17 protein-coding genes and 1 rRNA gene are annotated in these 19557 nt (G+C 38.8%); all 18 read right to left on the bottom strand.

Going from position 1 to position 19557, the window contains the following annotated elements; translation table 11 throughout:
• Nucleotides 1-117, bottom strand: a 16S ribosomal RNA gene (locus G7Y32_RS07770); the annotation flags it as partial.
• 408 nt (nt 118-525) lie between these two features.
• The gene (locus G7Y32_RS07765) at nt 526-1914 is read right to left on the bottom strand and encodes an amino acid permease (protein WP_165212614.1); all 1389 of its coding nucleotides are present in this window, start codon (nt 1912-1914) and stop codon (nt 526-528) included.
• Nucleotides 1915-2056: 142 nt separating this feature from the next.
• Nucleotides 2057-4054: an ATP-dependent zinc metalloprotease FtsH gene (gene ftsH, locus G7Y32_RS07760; RefSeq protein WP_165212612.1), complete on the bottom strand. Its 1998-nt coding sequence runs from the start codon at nt 4052-4054 to the stop codon at nt 2057-2059.
• 25 nt (nt 4055-4079) lie between these two features.
• On the bottom strand, nt 4080-4625 hold the full coding sequence (gene hpt, locus G7Y32_RS07755) for a hypoxanthine phosphoribosyltransferase (RefSeq protein ID WP_004227471.1): 546 nt from the start codon (nt 4623-4625) through the stop codon (nt 4080-4082).
• Nucleotides 4622-5893, bottom strand: coding sequence for a tRNA lysidine(34) synthetase TilS (gene tilS, locus G7Y32_RS07750; protein ID WP_165212610.1), 1272 nt, complete (start codon nt 5891-5893; stop codon nt 4622-4624). Before tilS ends, hpt begins: the two co-directional genes overlap by 4 nt.
• Nucleotides 5890-7194, bottom strand: a complete 1305-nt coding sequence (locus G7Y32_RS07745; RefSeq protein WP_165212608.1) for a serine hydrolase — start codon at nt 7192-7194, stop codon at nt 5890-5892. The genes tilS and G7Y32_RS07745 overlap by 4 nt, the downstream gene beginning before the upstream one ends.
• Nucleotides 7184-7297 carry an SP_0009 family protein gene (locus G7Y32_RS07740; RefSeq protein ID WP_165212606.1) on the bottom strand — a complete coding sequence of 38 codons (114 nt, stop codon included), beginning with the start codon at nt 7295-7297 and terminating at the stop codon, nt 7184-7186. Before G7Y32_RS07740 ends, G7Y32_RS07745 begins: the two co-directional genes overlap by 11 nt.
• A gap of 2 nt (nt 7298-7299) precedes the next feature.
• Complete coding sequence (locus G7Y32_RS07735) at nt 7300-7674, bottom strand: FtsB family cell division protein (protein WP_004227453.1); 375 nt, start codon at nt 7672-7674, stop codon at nt 7300-7302.
• Nucleotides 7667-7933 (bottom strand): RNA-binding S4 domain-containing protein, encoded by a 267-nt coding sequence (locus tag G7Y32_RS07730; protein ID WP_004228454.1) that lies wholly within the window; start codon nt 7931-7933, stop codon nt 7667-7669. Before G7Y32_RS07730 ends, G7Y32_RS07735 begins: the two co-directional genes overlap by 8 nt.
• A gap of 87 nt (nt 7934-8020) precedes the next feature.
• A complete protein-coding gene (gene mfd, locus G7Y32_RS07725) occupies nt 8021-11530 on the bottom strand; it encodes a transcription-repair coupling factor (RefSeq protein ID WP_165212604.1) in 3510 nt (1169 codons plus the stop codon).
• Nucleotides 11523-12092, bottom strand: coding sequence for an aminoacyl-tRNA hydrolase (gene pth, locus G7Y32_RS07720; RefSeq protein WP_165212602.1), 570 nt, complete (start codon nt 12090-12092; stop codon nt 11523-11525). The genes mfd and pth overlap by 8 nt, the downstream gene beginning before the upstream one ends.
• Before the next feature lie 75 nt (nt 12093-12167).
• Nucleotides 12168-13283, bottom strand: coding sequence for a redox-regulated ATPase YchF (ychF, locus tag G7Y32_RS07715; protein WP_165212616.1), 1116 nt, complete (start codon nt 13281-13283; stop codon nt 12168-12170).
• 584 nt (nt 13284-13867) lie between these two features.
• Nucleotides 13868-14224, bottom strand: a complete 357-nt coding sequence (locus G7Y32_RS07710; RefSeq protein ID WP_165212600.1) for a helix-turn-helix domain-containing protein — start codon at nt 14222-14224, stop codon at nt 13868-13870.
• A 4-nt stretch (nt 14225-14228) separates the two neighbouring features.
• Nucleotides 14229-15026: a CPBP family intramembrane glutamic endopeptidase gene (locus G7Y32_RS07705; protein WP_165212598.1), complete on the bottom strand. Its 798-nt coding sequence runs from the start codon at nt 15024-15026 to the stop codon at nt 14229-14231.
• 148 nt (nt 15027-15174) lie between these two features.
• On the bottom strand, nt 15175-16056 hold the full coding sequence (locus G7Y32_RS07700) for a diacylglycerol/lipid kinase family protein (protein WP_165212596.1): 882 nt from the start codon (nt 16054-16056) through the stop codon (nt 15175-15177).
• On the bottom strand, nt 16053-16244 hold the full coding sequence (locus tag G7Y32_RS07695; protein ID WP_165212594.1) for a DUF951 domain-containing protein: 192 nt from the start codon (nt 16242-16244) through the stop codon (nt 16053-16055). Before G7Y32_RS07695 ends, G7Y32_RS07700 begins: the two co-directional genes overlap by 4 nt.
• Before the next feature lie 628 nt (nt 16245-16872).
• Nucleotides 16873-18009: a DNA polymerase III subunit beta gene (gene dnaN / locus G7Y32_RS07690; protein WP_165212592.1), complete on the bottom strand. Its 1137-nt coding sequence runs from the start codon at nt 18007-18009 to the stop codon at nt 16873-16875.
• 155 nt (nt 18010-18164) lie between these two features.
• A complete protein-coding gene (gene dnaA, locus G7Y32_RS07685) occupies nt 18165-19553 on the bottom strand; it encodes a chromosomal replication initiator protein DnaA (RefSeq protein ID WP_165212590.1) in 1389 nt (462 codons plus the stop codon).
• Between the last annotated feature and the right edge of the window lie 4 nt (nt 19554-19557).

The raw sequence follows: 19557 nt of genomic DNA, 5'->3' as shown, positions 1-19557 counted from the left end.
TACTCACCCGTTCGCAACTCCTCGTACTAGAGCAAGCTCCAGTACTCAGCGTTCTACTTGCATGTATTAGGCACGCCGCCAGCGTTCGTCCTGAGCCAGGATCAAACTCTCATCTAATAGTTTGAGCGCTTAACTCACTTGTGTCATCGCTGACTTATTGTCCTTTGACAGGTTACTCTCGTAACCCGCACGTCTTGGTTCGTCTCTATTCAGTTCTCAAAGGTCTTGCCCCTCTCTCGAGGACAGCTCCCTTATTCTAGCAAACACCTCCTCCTTTGTCAATACCTTTAGATTAATTTTTTTATGTATTATAAAATGGTAAACCTAGGATTGTTTTTAAATAAAGCTAGAAATAAAAAGAACTTTCATTTTGGAAATTCTTTGTCATTAGTCGTACTTGATACGGAAAGTAAAAAAACAAACAAAATTAGATTTCTTGTTATTAAAAATCTAATCCTGTTCATTTTTTATTTTGGTTGTCGAAATTTTTATATAAGGCTGGGACAGACAGCCTTCTCACTGCTACTAGTCAATAGCTGAATTTTTATAACCATAAAGAAAATAGATAAGAAGACCAATAAGCACAGAAATACCAAAGGCGATCCAGGTAACAGTCATAAATTGACTCATGAGAGATAGACAGATAATGATTGAAATAATCGGTAAAATTGGGACTAAAGGTGTCTTAAATTGATCCTTCTGGGGGGTTCCTTTGTCCTGACGCAGCTTAATCAAGGCTACTGCAAGGACAATCAAATAAGCTAAAGTACAGATATTAACAAACTCTGCCAAAGCTGCTAGAGGAACAATACCAGCAAAGATAATGGCGAAGATTCCAACTAATAGTGTCGCATTATCTGGAATCTTCGATTTTTCTGAAATATGGCGGAAGGATTTCGGTAAAAGTCCATCTCGACTAATACTATAAACTGTTCGTGAAAGAGCGTAGGTCATCGAAATACAGACCGTAATCAAAGTTAAAATGGCTACAGTCGAAACATAGTTGGCTGCCCATGACAAGCCAACATGACGCAGGGCAAAAGCAACAGCATCAGCAACACCAAGCTTAGTGTAATGAACAATCCCTGTTAAGACAAGAGTAACCACAATATAGACAATCGTCACAATAATCAAAGATAGAGTAATTCCGCGAGGAACTGTTTTTTGCGGTTCCTTAGCCTCGTCAACTGCCATAGACAACGATTCAAAACCAAGAAAGGCAAAAAACATAATCGATGCTCCAGCAACAATTCCCGTTTTGCCACCATAAAGTTGACCCAGTCCAAATGGCATGAAGTTTGACCAATTATTCGGTTTGATAAAAAAGAAACCAGCGACAATAAAAAGGGCTAAAGCTGAAAACTTCAAAATAACTAAAAAACTATTAAAGCGTAAGACTGATTTAGAATTCATCAAAACTAGAGCTGTTACAGCTATCATAACCAAGACAGGCAACAAATCAACATAGGTTCCCTTGCTTGGATCCAAAGTTCCATTAAGTGCTGTAGGCAAAGTAATATTAAAACTGGCCAAAAGTCCTTTTAAATAAGCTCCCCAGCCCGAAGCAACACTAGAAATGGCAATCAGGAATTCCATTATAATCATCCATCCGACCATCCAAGCTGGAAATTCTCCTAAAGTTGCATAAACATAGCTATAGGCGCCACCATTTGCAGGTAAACGAGATGCAAATTCTGCAAAGAAGAGAGCTGAAATACCAACGGCAACAGCAGCAATAATGATAGAAATGACCAAACCTGGTCCAGCATAGTTAGCAGCACCAATACCAGTAATAGTAAAGATACCTGTCCCTACCATTGAACCTAAACCAAGAAAAACGAGGTCAGTAACCCCTAAACTTCTAGCCATTTCTGTTTTGGCTTGACGCGGGTCTTTTTTTCGAAAAATATTCACTTATCTCTCCTTGAATTTTCTATAGTTGTAAGTTTATCATAGGGAAAAATGATTGTAAATACTTTTTGGAATAAAGCAAAATATAGTACCCAAAACAAAGATATTAAAAGACAAAAGAAAAAGGAGCACTTTTCTCCTTTTCTTAATTATCGTTGCTGCTATCTGTTTCAGACATCTTTTCCTTCACTTCATCATAAGAAAGAGCATGATTGTCATCTCCAGAGTTTTCTAAGTCTTCTTCAGGCATCTTACCTGTTTCATAGATAGATTTAATTTGAGCAGCATCCAAAGTTTCATATTTGAGCAGAGCTTCTGCAATCAATTTATGGGTTTCACGATTAGAATTAATAACGTCAGCAGCCTTATTTCGAGCTTCATTAAGCAAATCACGAACTTCTTCATCAATCATAACAGCTGTTTGAGTAGAATAAGACTTATCAGTTGGCATTTGACCTGGGTTCATGGCATGATTGCCTTCATATTGAACTGGTCCAAGTTTGTCGCTCATACCATATTCAGCTACCATAGCCCGAGCTAGGGCAGTAGCTTGTTCAAAGTCATTTGAAGCACCTGAAGTTTGGACATTAAAAATGATTTCTTCAGCAACACGGCCACCCATGAGACCAGCCAATTGTTCTTTCAACTCATCCTTAGAAAGGAGGTTCTGATCTTCCTTAGGTAAGGATATCATGTAGCCACCGGCACGTCCTCGAGGAACGATAGTAACCTTATGGACATCTCGAGCACTTGAGAGAACCAAACCAACAATGGTATGACCAGCTTCGTGGAAGGCCACAATTTGCCGTTCTTTTTCAGAGACCTTTTTATCTTTTTTAGAAGGACCTGCAATAACACGGTCTTCAGCTTCGTCAATATCGCTAGCATCAATCTTAGTCTTATTGCGACGAGCTGCAACAAGGGCCGCTTCATTCAAAACATTTTCAAGGTCGGCACCGACAAAACCTGGAGTTTGTTGAGCAATAACCTTGAGATCTACATCATCTTTTAATGGTTTATTTTTAGAATGGACTTTAAGAATAGCTTCCCGCCCCTTAACATCAGGACGACCAACTAAAACTTTACGGTCAAAACGTCCAGGACGAAGAAGAGCTGGATCGAGAACATCGCTTCGGTTGGTTGCAGCAATAACAATGATACTTTCATTACCTTCAAAACCATCCATTTCGACTAGGAGTTGGTTAAGAGTCTGTTCACGTTCATCATTTCCGCCGCCCATACCGGCACCGCGACGGCGACCGACAGCATCAATTTCATCGATAAAAATCAGAGCTCTTTCAGCCTTTTTAGCATCTTCAAAGAGGGAACGAACTCGACTAGCACCGACACCGACAAACATTTCCACAAAGTCAGAACCTGAAATACTGAAAAAAGGAACACCGGCTTCACCAGCAACCGCCTTAGCTAAGAGAGTTTTACCAGTTCCGGGAGGACCTTCAAGAAGAACACCTGTCGGAATGCGGGCACCCAAAGCCCGATACTTTTTAGGATTTTTTAAGAAGTCAACAACTTCAACTAGCTCTTGCTTTTCCTCCTCGGCACCCGCAACATCAGAAAAACGAACCTTAATATCATCCTTGCTAGCAGCCTTAGCTTTATTACGGCCGAAGCTCATGGCACCACGAGCTCCACCGCCGCCTCCTTGACTCATCATAAAATAGAAGAGCAGTCCCATAACAAGTAGTGGGACGAAGAGACTAAAGACATAGGACATAATTGCCCCACTAGAACTTTCAGGAACCACCTTAATTTTAGTACCAGATTCATCAGCTGCTTTTTCCAATTGATTCATAGAAGAATCGCTCGGTAAAATAACGGAGGTGAATTTTGTAACCTTTTCAGAACTATCAGAATTCAAAAGGTTAAAGCTTGAGCTGTTTGATGGAACCTTCTTGGCTTTGGCATAATCACCAGTCACTTTTACAACACTACCACTAGGCTGATAAGTAACTGATTTAATCTCACCTTTTTTTATTTCCTTAACTAAGGTTGAGTAACCAACTTCTCTAGTCTGACCAGAGGAACTGCTAAAATAAAAGTTTGCAGCTGTCACCGCCAAAACAATGACTACCAGATAAATATAGGCATTTTTGACAAGCCCATTTTTATTTTTATTATTCATTGGCTAATTAAAAACTTTCTAATACTTAGTTTGCGTAAATTTCTTCCTTGAGAACACCGACATAGGGAAGATTGCGATATTTTTCATCATAATCAAGACCAAACCCGACTACAAATTCATTAGGAACATCATAGCAGACGTAGTCAGCATCAATATCTACAACTCGACCCTCAGGTTTATCAAAGAGGGTGACAATCTTAATAGACTTAGCCTTACGGTATTTAAACATATCTCGCAGATAAAGGAGTGTTCTTCCTGTATCGATAATATCTTCGACAAAGATGACATCGCGGCCTTCGATATTAGTATCAACATCTTTTAGAATTTTAACTTCACCGCTACTTTGGGTGCCACCTTGATATGATGAAACCACCATAAAGTCAATTTCAATATGTATATCAATATGCTTAATCAATTCAGCCATAAAGGGAACAGCTCCCTTTAAAACGCCAACAAGTAAAGGATTTTTCCCTTGGTAGTCCTTTGTTAATTGCTTACCAAGTTCCTCAGCCTTAGCCGTGATTTCTTCAGACGAATAAAGCACTTTTTCAATATCGTTATCTAAGGTCATAAATCACCAATTTCTTTAGTTTTTATACACAATTTAGCTTTAATTGTAACACACTGGGGAGCTTTTCTCAAATATAAGTGTCCATTGACAAGGACAAAGAGAAGGAGGCCATCCTGTTCACCTACAATAGCTTTCTTACGCTCTTTTGCTGGAATTTTTTCGTCAATAAAAAGACGGCGTAGCTTCTTATGAAAACTGCCAAAATCAATCTGATCACCAGATCGTCTAGGCCGTAAAATAATAGGTTTCTGACTGGTCAAAGGAATCTCTCCTGTCTGATTAAACTCAAAACTATTTTGACCAATACTGACGATTTTGCCATATTCTAACACTTTCCTTGCAAAAGGGCTATCCGTCTCAGGGCCGATTTTATCAATCCAAAACTGCTCTTTTCTCAAATGTAGATAGTAGTCTGATTTTAGGTAGCTATCTTCCTCCTGCTTGTTTTCTTTCAGCCTGTTTAAGAGAGCTGTAAACTGTTTTCTGGATAACTCCAAATCTGTAAATTGGCTCAAATAATCTTGCAGGAGATAATATTGAACGGCTACGGTTTTCTGCTGAAAAGTCTGCAAATCTGTTGCTTCTAATCCAAAACTCAAATCAGAAAGGGCAGTTAAAAGATAGGCTGCCTCTTGCCCTAATTCTCTGAGAGCTGTTGACAATTTAGGATTTTCTCGAGACAGATTGGGAAGATAGGTATTACGAATCCGATTACGCAGATAATCCCCACTAGTATTAGTCTCGTCCTCAAAATGAAAAACCTGAGGTAGGTCAGACTTTTCAACATTTAAAAAGGGACGAATCAATTGACCTGGACCAAAGTCCTGAATTATTTTCATACCAGTCAAATGCCTGAGTCGACTTCCACGTAAAAGACGCATAAAAATAGTCTCAGCTTGATCGTCCGCATGGTGGGCTGTCACCAGAGCTGTATAGCCCTCTTCCTGCATAATCTGGCTAAAAAAGCTATAACGAAAGGAACGTGCAGCTTTTTCTGAAAATTTTCCCGTAAAATTAGTTACAAAAAAGGGGAGCTGATGCTGGTCAGCCCAAGTTTTCAAATAAGCTTCTTCCTCATCAGACTGAATTCGCTGTTTATGATTAACATGAGCAAGACCAATAGAGATGGCTAGATCCTGCTGATGTTGATGTAAGAAATGGAGTAAATTCATTGAATCTACTCCACCGGATACGGCTATTAAGACCTTATTATGGTCAGTAAAATAACCTTCTTTTTGAATGGTTTTTAAAATCTTTTGGTAAATCATTTTAACATTCTGTAGATATCATCAGCAATGGCTGTAATATCGTCATAGCTAGCATTTTCTGTAAAGATAGATAGAACAAAGGGAGTTTCACCATAGACAATAGCCACATCGTGGCGATAATCGTAAGCATCTCCAATCTTATGAGCTACCTTGACAGAGATATCCTTAGAGATTCTCTGGTCATCATAATCAGTTGAAGAGAGATAGTCAGTAATATCACCATTTTGCTTATAGATAGCCTCCATCATCAGACCGGCTGTCTTAGCAGAAACCTTACGGCTCTTCATGTCCCAATCTTGACCAATAGCTGACTTGATGGTTTTATGGAAATCCTTGTCATATTGATGAGCTACATAATAACCTAAAATATTGGTCGCAACATTATCAGAAGACCGAGTAATTCGTTTTTCTAAGTCTCCGACACTGTATGGCTTATTATCAGCCGTTTTACTAAGATTTCCGCTGCCTTCTGGCTTATAAGCATCCTTAAAATCATTAACTGCTGGCGTGTAAGTGAAATTCTGAGAACTTTTAATTTTCCCTTTATTAATTTGTTCCTGCACATAGTAAAGCAAAGGAAGCTTGCTGACACTGGCAGAATAGATCATCTTATCGGCATTGATTTGAGCAGTCTTGCCAGTATTAAGCTGCTTCACGTAGATACTGTACTTATCTGCCTTATTGTACTTAGCCTGCAGCAGGTCTTGTATCAACCTAATTCTATCATCATGCTTAGAAACTGCCTTAGCATCAATCCAACCCTGCCCCTGCACATAGAGGTAGCTGCCATGCTGAGTTTTAGCCCTTTGAGTTACCTGAATTTTACTATAGGTTGGCAGATTTGTTTTTTTAGGAACTTGTCCTGCAACGTAAGGTTTGTCGTAAAGAGTTACCTTGTCATGAGTCCAATAACTTTTTGACTTTTTAAAAACTTCTTGCTTTTTTATCTGGTCATCATAAAAGTCTCGATAGCTAGCCTTGACATAGTTACCGTTAGCTAATTGGAAAATTGGCATTCCATTTTTATTTTCAAGCAGTCTCTTAATAATAATTTTTGAATCTGGCTGAAGCTGACCAGCTTGTTTAGTTAAGCTAGAATCTAAATAAGTTTTTACCTTGGTGTAAACATTAGGATTAGCAGGAGTTTTAGCAAAATAGACATAGGAAAAATTTCTTGTTGGTCCTTCCTCGTCCTTGGTATTACGATCACCTCTTGCTATCGAAAATGAAACAAGGAAAACTTGCAGTAAAACCAAAAAGGCAAAGAGTTTTACTGTCCCGTTGCCTGTTTTAATCCTCATGAGAGTCCTCCGCTTTTAAGGATTGATTTTTTTGATGGAGCTCCTCTAATTTTTCATCAGAGTAAGCCAAAAACTTCTCAATTGTTTCAATCAAATTTTCCATAATTATTGAGGAACCAATTCCGGAACGATGAATGTAACCTCACCAGAATCAGAATAATGATACTTGGCACGAGCGTATTTTTCAACAAATTCATCATCCTTAAGCTGCTCAGCAAGTTGCTCTTCCTTACTTGTTTGAGCCTTGGTTTTCTTATAATTTGCCTTTAGTTTAACAATTTCTGCTTTTTTATTTTGCAAATCACGGTAACTAGAAACCAGGTTATAGGTTGGTAGAATAAAAAGCAAAATGACAAAAATTAAAGTCCAGCCCATAAAACGATGACGTTTGCGGGCTTCTTCTTCCTCATAGCGCTTGGTCAGGTTATTCTCTTTAATATAATCATTGTTCAGCTGAACAACCTTATCAGTCTTACTCATCCACTGCTACCCTTTTTTCACTCAAAATCTCATACATTTTTTGGGCATCGTCTCTTTTAGTACTGTCTTTCATTTCTAACACGCGCACTGTCAATAGCTTATTACCAAAGCGAATTTCGATTTCATCATTCAACTTGAGGTCAGTTGATGATTTGGCCAAAATTCCATTGACCTTGATACGGCCTTTATCGGCTACTTCCTTGGCAACAGGCCGGCGCTTAATGATACGAGAGACCTTTAAATATTTATCTAATCTCATTTTTTCCTCCAGAACTCGAGAGAAAAGTTCTCTCTCATACCTGTAACTTTCCCTATTTTATCATGAATTTCTAAAAAACGCAGGACTTTACACCCTTTCAGCAGTTTTTCGATTTTTGATTTCTAAAAATTTTTGGCCGAATTTTTTCAATTCCTCTAAAATTTCATAATCTTTTTTCTGACGAACATCAAAAATAACTTCGATTTTACCTTGGTGTTCACTGATCCTAGCCTTTAGATTAGTTACTGATAAAGCTTCAAAATAATCTTGGGTTAAAAAGAGAGCCTGACTGGCTTTTTCAAAACGGACAATCACTTCCGCATTTTTCTTTTCAAGGAATTGAACGAAAACACTGTCCAGATATGACTTAACCAGCCCAATTTCTAACAAATAAGCTACCTGATCAGGGTAATCGCCAAAGCGATCAATCAATTCAGACTGAAGATTTTCATAATCCTCCGGCAAAGAAATTTCTCGAATTCGCTTGTAAATTTCAATTTTTTGCCGCTCATCACTAATGTAATCAGCAGGAAGATAGGCATCAATGCCCAGATTGATTTCAGCATTGCCCTTCTGACGAGTCTGACTTTTTCCTTGCTTATGCTGAATAGCTTCCTCCAGCATCTGTGAATAAAGTTCAAAACCAACCGAATCAATAAAGCCACTCTGTGAAGCTCCCAGAATATTACCCGCTCCGCGAATAGAGAGATCCCGCATAGCAATTTTAAAGCCTGAACCTAGTTCGGTAAAACCTTTGATGGCATCTAACCGCTTTTCAGAAGCTTCTGTCAAAACCTTGTCAGGCTGATACATGAGGTAAGCATAGGCAATTCGATTGCTACGGCCAACCCGTCCCCGTAATTGGTAGAGGGTAGACAGTCCCATTCGATCAGCATTTTCAACAAAAAGGGTATTGACATTAGGCATATCAATGCCTGTTTCAATAATAGTTGTAGCTACCAAGACATCATGAACACCATCTAAAAAATCAAAAAGAGTATTTTCCAACTGAATTTCACTCATCTGACCGTGAACCACACCAATATTAGCTTCAGGAACCAGCTCCTGCAGTTCCATAGCCTTGCGATCGATAGTTTCAACACGATTATAAACGTAGAAAGCTTGACCGCCTCGGCTAATTTCCCGCATGATAGCTTCGCGAATCATACCAGGATTGGTTTCTAAAACATAGGTCTGAACTGGATAACGATTAGTCGGTGGCGTTTCAATGACCGATAAATCCCGAATACCCAACATGGACATGTGTAAGGTCCTAGGAATAGGGGTAGCAGTCAAAGTTAAAACATCAGACTTTTTCTTAAGTTCCTTGAGTTTCTCCTTGTGCTTAACACCAAAACGCTGCTCCTCATCAATAACAATTAGGCCCAAGTCCATAAATTTCAAGTCCTTAGAGAGCAGGCGGTGAGTTCCGATAATAATATCAATTTGCCCCTTAGCCAGAGCAGACAAGGTCTGGCTCTGTTCTTTTTTAGTTTGAAAGCGGCTGAGGACACCAACTTGGACAGCATAATTTTCAAAGCGTTCCTTAAAATTATTATAGTGCTGCTGGGCTAAAACGGTTGTTGGCACTAAAACGGCAACTTGCTTACCATCATTGACTGCCTTGAAAGCTGCCCGCATAGCTACTTCAGTCTTGCCAAAACCAACATCGCCGACTAAAAGCCGATCCATAGGTTTGTCGGATTCCATATCCTGCTTGACTTCTTTGATGGATCTCAATTGGTCATCTGTTTCAACATAGGCAAAATCGTCTTCAAACTCCCTTTGATTGTCATCATCAGCTGAAAAGGCAAAACCTTTGAGTTGACTGCGTTCAGCGTAAAGCTTCAAAAGATCGTCAGCGATATCTTCAACCTGCTTGGAAACTCTTTGCTTAGTCTTTTGGAAACGGCCATCATTAAGCTTATTGATTTTTGGCTCTTTGCCATCGCTGGCCATATATTTGGAGAGCAACTCAATTTGTTCAACTGGAATAGAAATCGTATCAGCATTCTGGTATTGGACCGTCAGGTAGTCTCGGTGCACACCCTGAATTTCAATAGTTTCAATACCAAGAAAACGCCCGATGCCATGGACATTGTGAACAACATAGTCGCCTTTTTGCAGCTCATTATAATCCTTAAGTCGCTCAGCATTGCTGACGTTCTGCCTGCGAATCCGCCGTTTTGGAGTCTTATGGAAAATTTCTTTTTCTGTAATCAGAACCAGTTTTTGATCCGCAAAGTAAAAACCATTGGTCAGAGATCCCTGAGTCAGCTGAGCCTTCCCTTCACGCAAATCATCAGCTGCTACTATTGGCAAGTCACAACCGTACTCCTGAAGACTTTCTTGCAACTTTTCCAGCTTGACTTGCGAATCAGATTGGAGAACAACTGTTGCCCTAGTCTTGAGATAACGATTGACTTCATCCACCAAAAGAGGAATTTGATTGAAAAATTCCTGCATAGCATACTGGGTGAAATTATAGATTTTCTGGAAGCGAATATTGCCCAGTCCTTTGTGAAAATTTGAAAAGAAGCTAGCAGGTTGATAACTTCTCAGGTTCTGAAAGACATCCGCAAAGTAGACCTGACTTGAAAGAGCCTTATGTTGTTGTAAATTTTCGGTCAGATAATTAGCAATTTCTAGATTTAATGTAGCATTGCGCTCAGTTAATTTTTGAAAATCATCAAAGAAAATTGGTGTTCCCTGAGGTAGATAATCTAAAAGGCTATAGGTCTTATCGTAAAAATAAGCCAGAAACTTTTTAAAATCCTGATGCCGATAGCCATCAGCCAGCGTAGTATAAAGACCATCCAAATAGTCCTTAAGTTGGTCATTTTGAACTCGCCCTAGTTCCAACTCTAACTTAGCTAGACCCTTACGCCGATTCTCTTCAGTCAGTATTGCCTCATCAACAGGACTCAAAGTAAAACCTTCTAGATTTTCTAGCGATTTTTGACTCTCAGGATCAAAAATTCGCAAACCATCTAGTTCATCTCCAAAAAATTCCAAACGGTAAGCCTGATCTGTCTGACCATCATAGATATCTAAAATATCCCCCCGCTGGCTAAATTCACCCGGCGAGAATACCTGAGAAACCTTATTATAACCAAGACTGGTCAAAGTCTTGATTAGACTGGCCAAATCATAGTCTTGACCAACTGTGAAAGTCAAAACAAAACGGGCATAGTCCTCAGGTTTAGGCAACAGGACCCTAGCTCCCAAAAGACTAGTCACCAAAATCCCAGATTTGGTTTCATCCAGCAGAAAATTGAGGCTCTCCACTCGAGAAAGAGATTTTTCTTGTGAAGCAACAACAAACTCTGCCCCAACAATATCATCCGCAAAGAATTGATAGACCGAATCATCACCGATGAGACCAATTAGGTCACTGGCTAGATTTTCAGCCTCATTCTGACTAGCCGTCAATATGACTAACTTACCTCGATTAGCCAAAAAATTTCCAGCAATAGCCAGACTCTTACTAGCCCCACTCAAGCCCATAATTAACTGTCGTCCCAGCAGAGCTGTCTTATCCTGCCATTCCTGCAGGTGCTTATTTTGATTAAAAAGATGTAAAAGTGTCTTATCCATTGTATTTTTGCATAGTCTGTTCAAAATCACCAGACTCCAAATAAAAGTTAACCGCAGTAGCTACTCGTTCTAGAGAAGCTAAAATTGTTGCATAATCATCCTGACAAAATGTAGACAGGACATAGTGGACCACCTTTGTCCCATGATTTGGCCGGCCAATACCAACCTTAATTCGGTCAAATTCCTGTCTACCGATATGCTTGATGATCGATTTAATACCATTATGACCGCCGGCAGATCCTTTTTGTCGGAAGCGAATCTTCCCAACAGCCATATCTAAATCATCATAGATAACCAGTAGATCCTCAATAGCGATATTAAAGTAGGTCAACAGAGCCTGAACAGCCTGACCGCTTTCGTTCATAAAGGTCAGAGGCTTAACAAAATAAACCTTCTCACCGTTAAGAAAGGTTGAACCAACCAAGGCCTTAAAATTTTTATCCTCTGTGAAAGTCACATCTAGATGCTTCACAATCTCATCAATGGCCATAAAGCCAATATTGTGCTTGGTTTTATCGTATTTTGAACCTGGATTTCCCAGACCAACAATCAATTTTGTCATTTTACTTTTCCTATTCCAGAAAGACCAAAAGGACTGGAAGACGGTTCCAGCCTTTGGTTGCTATTACTTTTTTACTTAAACATTGAAACGAAATTCCATGATGTCGCCATCTTGAACCACGTAATCTTTACCTTCTTCACGCAAACGACCAGCTTCCTTAACCGCTTTTTCTGAGCCGTACTTAATCAGATCATCATACGACATAGTAACAGCGCGGATGAAGCCCCGTTCAAAATCTGAGTGAATGATACCAGCAGCTTGCGGAGCCTTAATACCTCGCTTAAAAGTCCAAGCCCGCACTTCTTTTTCCCCAGCAGTAAAGTAGGTGCCAAGACCAAGTAGATGATAGGCTGCGCGTGTCAATTTATCCACACCTGATTCTGTCAAACCAAGATCTTCTAGAAAAAGCTCCTTGTCATCATCATCTAACTCAGAAATCTCTTCCTCAGCACGCGCTGAAATGACGACCACTTCGGCATTTTCTGTCGCTGCAAAATCACGAATTTGCTTAACATAGTCAATACTATCTGGATCAGAAACCTGATCTTCATTGACATTAGCCACATAGAGAACGGGCTTAGCTGTCAGAAGAAAGAGTCCTTTGACAATCTTTTGCTCATCCTCGGTAAACTCAATGGTACGTGCAGACTTACCATCCTCAAGAACGGGCTTGATTTTTTCAAGAACAGCAAATTCAGCAACAGAGTCTTTGTCCTTTTGAGTGCGTGCAACTTTTTCAACACGCGCATAGCGTTTATTGATAGATTCTAGATCAGCCAAGATCAATTCCAAATTAATCGTATCAATATCCGCCAGAGGATCGACAAAAGCACCTTCACGTCCCTGCTCCCGCATGACATTTTCATCATCAAAAGCTCGCACTACATGAACAATAGCATCTACTTCGCGGATATTGGCCAAAAATTTATTTCCAAGACCCTCGCCTTTTGAAGCACCTTTAACAATACCAGCAATATCGGTAAATTCAAAAGTCGTTGGTACTGTTTTTTTAGGTTTAATCAACTCCGTTAATTTTTGCAGACGGCTATCTGGCACCTCAACCATTCCGACATTGGGATCAATAGTGGCAAAAGGATAGTTGGCAGCCTCTGCCCCCGCCTTGGTGATTGCATTAAAAAGCGTTGATTTTCCAACGTTGGGCAAACCAACAATACCAGCTGTTAAAGCCATGAATTTTAGTCTCCGTTCAAATTTTTCAATCATGGTTATTATAGCAAAAAAGTCCGCTATTCAACAGACTTTTATTTTTACTCTTTGCTTCTTTTCTCAATTTTCACAACAATCTGTGTTTTGACAAATAGATCTCCTAAATGACGCTTATCCTTTTTTAAAGATTCCTCCATAAAAATCCATATAATCATAAATAACAAGCAAAACAGAGATCACGCTAGCAATCGATTGTGGGAACATGCTACATTCTGGAATTTTTTCTAAAAGTAAAAACATAAGCCAAGAACCATTAAACATAGAAGGTAGGCAGCAATAGATAATCTAAAAACAGTTTCTTTATTCAATACGGACAAGAATTGGATTATTTGCCATTATTACTTCTCCATTATGCAAATAATTGACAATACTATAAATTAAATCTCAAAAAAGATCGTTAGCATTTTTTGCTCCACCTTAACATTAAATACATTGATTTTCCAACACTGGGCAAACTCAACAATTCCAACTACTGAAACTACGAATTTTAGACTCCATTCGCTCTTCAAACAGAAATTATTATAATAAAAAAACTGCACACCACAAACTTATCTATCTCCTAAAGCACCAGCTAAGGCACCAATAGATAAAAAGATTAAGAAACAAATGATGATAACTAATCCTCGGTTTTTATCACAAAATTCCCAAATATTCATAGGCCGATTATCATCTTTCTCAATAACCCGCTCAATAATTTTCTCTGGCTCCTTACCTAATATTAGCTGGTCTAAACTTACTTGAAAAATCTCCGCCAACTTGACCAAATTGTCTAGATCAGGAGTAGCTTCTCCATTTTCCCACTTGGAAATAGCCTGACGAGAAATAAACAATTCTTGTGCCAAAACCTCTTGAGAGAGATTTTTAGTCGAGCGCAATGATTTTAGTTGTTCTGAAAAAGTCGTCATAATCTTACCTCAATGTTTTAGTTAAATGTTTTCTAACCCTAGAAAAAATAATTAAAGCGGCTAGTAATAAGAATAAGCTATGCATCAAGATAGCTGTATTTGATTCTGAAAATCCCAATAAGACCAACATCATCCGAGTAAAATGAACCCCGCCATGAACAGCTACAGCTGCCCAAGTTGTCTCAAAGATAAATTTCAGCAAATAAGCTAGAAAAGCAAAACTAAAAGCAATGAACATGGTTAAGAGGCCAAATACTAATCCCTCTCTAAAAATATGGAAGGCATGAATTAGGGCAAAGAGTCCGCTAGTTATGAAAAGGGAAACAATCGATGAATACTTAGTTCGTAAAGCTTGGGTCATGTAGCCGCGAAAGACTAGCTCTTCTGGAAATCCTTGAACCAGAAAAGCAGCCGAAAAGGATGTTAAAGTGTAAATGAATATATTAGCCAAACTAAGTTTTCTTTGAATTTGAAATGGGTTGTCATGGAAAAGAAATCTAGCGATGACCGACCCTAGAACAATTAAAACAGCCGTCAATAGGAAAGAAAGCAAAAATCCTTTGACCGACTTCTTGTTAAAGGACAAATTCAAGACTTTCCAAGTTTGCTTATCCAATACCTTGATAAAAAATAAGGTATAAAATAAATAGCCAAGAACAAAAATTGGACCACTAGAGATATTTCCATACAATCCATTAGATAATAAAGCTAGAAGACTGTTAAAGGGCAAGAATCCAATTGTTGCTAGTAGAACCTTCATTAAGGGCGAGAAAAATGAATCTCTCTTTACTTTCATCATCATGGTAAAACTCCTTTCGTTTTCTAAGCCTAGTATAGACGAGAGAAGCCTATTTTCCTAGCACTTTCACCAGCAACTAGAGGTTGCAAAACTAGTCCAAAGCCTGAAAATAAAAGGAAAGTAATAGTTGCTGATGGCAATTTCTTACAAACTATAAATAAATCTTTCTCTTTTGAGCTGTCAGAGTTACCTGCTGACAGTGGAGAATTTCACCATCAACTGCCAATAAGGTTTTATCTGGAAAAGTCAAAGTCAGACCATCCAGTAACGCATGATTTAAGCAAGAGGAAGTCTCATGTTTTTTTAAGACAAGGGTCAATAAAATCACCAAACGCTGCCAAAAATTTTCCCCTTTAGCATAAACGAGATGCAAATTTGAGTCAAATACCGTCGCACTAGGCCAAATCATAATGCCCCCGCCAAAATAAGTATTATTAGCTAGGGAGAAAAAGTAAATATCCTTAACTTCTAAAAGCTCACCATTCCCCTTCTTAAGCTGAACACTAGCCAGCGGCTTTTTAAAGAGAGATAAAATAGCTATTAAAACATAGGTCATTTTTCCTAGATGAAACCGATTGAGCCCAAACTTAATTTTAGACTGAGCTGCCTGTTTGACTACCCAAGCTGAAAAGCCGAGATCTAGACTATTAAGTAAGGCACCTGTCTGACCTACAAAAATAGTAATTTCTTTTGTATATCCAGTTAAAAGAGTTGCCATAGTCCCATCTAAATCTGGTAGTTGTAAAGCTTTAGCAAAATCATTACCTGAACCAACTGGGTAATAAGCAAAAGGAATGTCCTCTGGTAAATAATAAAGCACCTTAGACAAAGTACCATCACCTCCTAAAATCAGAAGACGATCCTCATCTGTCCAAGAGCTTAGTACATGGTCTACTCGATACTTTTCATCATCCGGACCAGTCGTATAAACTATTTCCTGATCAAGTTGAGGATAATCTTTTTGAATTTTTTCCACAACTTGATGGGCTTTGTGGGGACCAGCATTAGGATTGGCAATAATAAAAAGAGTCATAAGACCTTCTTTAGCTTTCGCTCAAAATCATGGCGACTCATCATGACCACATGGTCACAATTAGTGCAGCGAATCTTGATATCAGCCCCCAAACGCGTCACTTCCCAGCAGTTAGCCTTCTTACCAGTCTCCTTAATGGTGCAGGCATGGGGCTTTTTCATTTCAACCAAAGAACCTACCTGATACATAAATACCTCCAAAATATCTAAATATTAGCCTTATTATAAACAAAATGCCCTAAGCTGACAAATCTATTAAAAAGTCACTAGGTAAGATAAAATGATAGATTTTTAAATTACTAATTAGTGATAAAATTAGAAGAATAATAATAAAAATCAGACTGGCCTAATATTATTAAAATAGTCGATAGTAGCTAACAAATCTAGGGTAATGAATTCTCGTACAGAGAATCGCATTAAGAAAAGCTTATTTCTTACGATAGGATAAAAATAATAAAGAACCTAACCAAATGGCTAGGCACTTTCCAGAGATTATAAAAAGATGCGACAGGCTTGAGACACATAATAAGCTAGACTGTCGTCGTATTCTAAGGCAGTGGAGTTGCCCTAGGGAAAGTAAGTTTAAGAACCACATCGCAGTGGGTGATTGGAAGTACTTATCCCTTTTCATTATTTATAGGGGATAGCGCCTTTCCTAATCAACCGTGCGGGGGTGAGACTACAAAAGAAGAAGCCTGACTAATATCAGACTTCTTTCGGAGATTATGAAAAAGAAAAGTTTATTTAGGATTGACTATAGTATAGCTTTGAGCACTTAATTTCTGCTTAAAACATTTCAAAAATTTAAAAGATTTTCTTAATTCGTCCGAACTGGAGTAATCAGCTGAATAAAGTTTTCCCCATCATCACCTGGTGTCAAGGTAAATGGACGAACTGGCGATATAAAACGAATCCGAACTGTTTCACTTTTAAGAGCCTTGAGAGCTTCAATTAAATAAGTTGGATTGAAACTAATGGTTAAATCACTGCCACTTGTTTCTAAAGTATCGATTTCTTCATTGACTTTCCCAACCTCAGGGGAATTAACATGGGCCGATACCTGACCATTCACAATTTCCAACTTAACAGTACCATTTTGAGTGGCATTGGAAATCAAATGAGCCCGCTCCATAGCTGAGCGAAGATTATTGGTATCAAAGAGAATTTCAGTTTCAAAATCACTGACTAAAAGTCGATCGGTATCTGGATAAGCCCCTTCCAGCATCCGAGCATAAAAAGAAATGGTTTCACTTCTGAAAAGAATTTGACTGCCCGATAGAAAGACTTCAACGGTTTCAATATCATCACTAAAAACAGCTGAAAATTCACGCAGAGAACGGCTTGGTAAAACAACATCAAAGTTATCCCCAGAATTTTCCAAAACAAGTTTACGCTGGCTCATTCGATGAGAATCGGTAGCAACAGCCTTGAAATTCTTATGCTCTGTTAAAACCAAGTGAATCCCTGTTAAAATTGGTCGACTTTCCTGAGTGCTGGCAGCAAAAGCAGTCTCAGCAATCAAAGTCTTCAAAACCTTGGTTTCAAAAATTAAAGGATTGCTAGTCGCAACCTCCTGCAGACGAGGATATTGCTCAACATCTTTCCCTTTGAGGGTAATTTCTGATTTACCGCTGGTCAAAAGGACCTGATTGTGTTCGATTTCTTTAAAATCTAAGCTAACATCTGGCAGACTGGAAACGATATTAATAAAAAAGTTGGCTTCCAGTAAGATACTGCCTGTTTCTGAAATTAAGAGACCAGCATTTTCATCGTTGCTAGCAATTGAGTTTTCAATTGAAATCTGACCGTTAGAACCTGTCAAGGTAATACCAGTTGTATGGACATCAATCTTAAGGCTAGAGAGAATAGGAATAGCATTTTTGCTACTAATAGCTCTTTTAGTGGTATTTAAGGCCTGCAAAAAGAAGGCTTTATTAATTGAAAAATTAATCATGGAAACTCCTTTATAGTATTAAGTATAAGTTTAGTAGTAGTAGTAGGTCTTGTGGAGAGCGTGGAAAAATCGAACTAACCTAGCTAGGATAAGGCTAAGATGTTGTGCACAAGCTGTGGATAAACCTGCTAGAAATACAGCTCATATCCACAAGTCTATTTAATTTTATTTTTGATAGTTTCAATTTCAATCCGAAGACTGTCATCTTGAGTTAACATATTTTTGATTTTGTTATAGGCATGCAGGACAGTCGAATGGTCACGCCCACCGAATTCTTTACCAATCTTAGGCAGACTGTTATCGGTCATCTCTCGTGCCAGATACATAGCGACCTGACGAGCTAGGACAATGTTTTGATTACGTTTGGTCGATTTGATTTCCTTGACAGTTACACCGTAGAATTTACTGACCTGTGTTTGAATTTCTTCAATTGAAATAATATTGATAATTGGCGCATCCTGCTTGCGAGCCCGAATAGCTTCGGCAGCTAAATCAACTGTAATGATATTAGACTGCTTAACAGTAGCTACCAGATTGATATCTTTAAGGGCACCTTCTAGATCACGAACATTGGAATCAAATTGGCCAGCTAAATACTCAATCGTATCCTGAGAAAAGGTGTAAGGAAAGCCTTGCTCAAGGATTTTATTGGTCAAGATAGCAATCCTAGTTTCATAATCTGGCGGCGTAATATCAACTGTTAGTCCCCATTTAAAACGAGTCACCAGCCGCTCTTCCAGATTGTTGAGATGATCAGGTGTCCGATCACTAGTTAAAACAATCTGTTTGTTGTTGGCATGTAAGGCGTTAAAGGTGTTGAAAAATTCTTCCTGAGTGCCTTCCAAAGTCTTCTTGGCTAAAGATTGAATATCATCAATCAGGAGAACATCCAAGCTGCGGAAATTTTCCTTGAGTTCTTCCATAGACTCTAAGCGAATATGGGTGACAAATTCATTGATGAAGTTTTCTGCTGTGATATAGCGAACCCGTGCATTGGGATTATTTTCCAAAACAGTATTACCAATAGCATTGAGTAAGTGAGTTTTCCCCAGACCAGGTCCACCCCAGATAAAAAGAGGATTATAGGTTGTACCAGGACTGTTGGCGACAGCAATCGAAGCTGCCTTGGCCCACTTATTTTCATCTCCTTGAATAAAGTTGTCAAACTGGTACTTGGGGTTTAAATTTGACGGAACGGGAGGCTGAGTCGCCTGGGTAAAGCCCAATTGAGAATAAGCATTTGCCTGTCCCTCCTGATTCGAATTGGCTTTGCTAGCTAGGACATTCTCAATTTCAGCACTTTCAAAAATATATTGGGCTCTAATCTGTGTATTAAAGACTTCGAAGCCAGCAGTAATCAGGACTTGCTGGAGATTTTTCTCCCAAAAAAGTTCCTTCATGCGGTCGATATAAATGATAGCTGTATCATTTTCTACTTTAATCAACTGGGCATCTAGAACAAAAAATTCAAAAGTAGCTTGAGTAAGATGATCCCTAGACAACTCGAGGACCCTATTCCAAAAAATCGTTTCATTTTCTGTCATAGCT

It is taken from the genome of Streptococcus tangpeifui (assembly GCF_011038795.1).
GTDB lineage: Bacteria > Bacillota > Bacilli > Lactobacillales > Streptococcaceae > Streptococcus > Streptococcus tangpeifui.
This window is presented reverse-complemented; position numbering and strand designations above follow the sequence as displayed.

Excerpts from the sequence above, each read along its gene's own strand:
- ftsH (WP_165212612.1), bottom strand. The coding sequence starts at position 4,054 with ATGAATAATAAAAATAAAAATGGGCTTGTCAAAAATGCCTATATTTAT.
- hpt (WP_004227471.1), bottom strand. The coding sequence starts at position 4,625 with ATGACCTTAGATAACGATATTGAAAAAGTGCTTTATTCGTCTGAAGAA.
- tilS (WP_165212610.1), bottom strand. The coding sequence starts at position 5,893 with ATGATTTACCAAAAGATTTTAAAAACCATTCAAAAAGAAGGTTATTTT.
- G7Y32_RS07745 (WP_165212608.1), bottom strand. The coding sequence starts at position 7,194 with ATGAGGATTAAAACAGGCAACGGGACAGTAAAACTCTTTGCCTTTTTG.
- G7Y32_RS07740 (WP_165212606.1), bottom strand. The coding sequence starts at position 7,297 with ATGGAAAATTTGATTGAAACAATTGAGAAGTTTTTGGCTTACTCTGAT.
- G7Y32_RS07735 (WP_004227453.1), bottom strand. The coding sequence starts at position 7,674 with ATGAGTAAGACTGATAAGGTTGTTCAGCTGAACAATGATTATATTAAA.
- G7Y32_RS07730 (WP_004228454.1), bottom strand. The coding sequence starts at position 7,933 with ATGAGATTAGATAAATATTTAAAGGTCTCTCGTATCATTAAGCGCCGG.
- mfd (WP_165212604.1), bottom strand. The coding sequence starts at position 11,530 with ATGGATAAGACACTTTTACATCTTTTTAATCAAAATAAGCACCTGCAG.
- pth (WP_165212602.1), bottom strand. The coding sequence starts at position 12,092 with ATGACAAAATTGATTGTTGGTCTGGGAAATCCAGGTTCAAAATACGAT.
- ychF (WP_165212616.1), bottom strand. The coding sequence starts at position 13,283 with ATGGCTTTAACAGCTGGTATTGTTGGTTTGCCCAACGTTGGAAAATCA.
- G7Y32_RS07710 (WP_165212600.1), bottom strand. The coding sequence starts at position 14,224 with ATGACGACTTTTTCAGAACAACTAAAATCATTGCGCTCGACTAAAAAT.
- G7Y32_RS07705 (WP_165212598.1), bottom strand. The coding sequence starts at position 15,026 with ATGATGATGAAAGTAAAGAGAGATTCATTTTTCTCGCCCTTAATGAAG.
- G7Y32_RS07700 (WP_165212596.1), bottom strand. The coding sequence starts at position 16,056 with ATGACTCTTTTTATTATTGCCAATCCTAATGCTGGTCCCCACAAAGCC.
- G7Y32_RS07695 (WP_165212594.1), bottom strand. The coding sequence starts at position 16,244 with ATGTATCAGGTAGGTTCTTTGGTTGAAATGAAAAAGCCCCATGCCTGC.
- dnaN (WP_165212592.1), bottom strand. The coding sequence starts at position 18,009 with ATGATTAATTTTTCAATTAATAAAGCCTTCTTTTTGCAGGCCTTAAAT.
- dnaA (WP_165212590.1), bottom strand. The coding sequence starts at position 19,553 with ATGACAGAAAATGAAACGATTTTTTGGAATAGGGTCCTCGAGTTGTCT.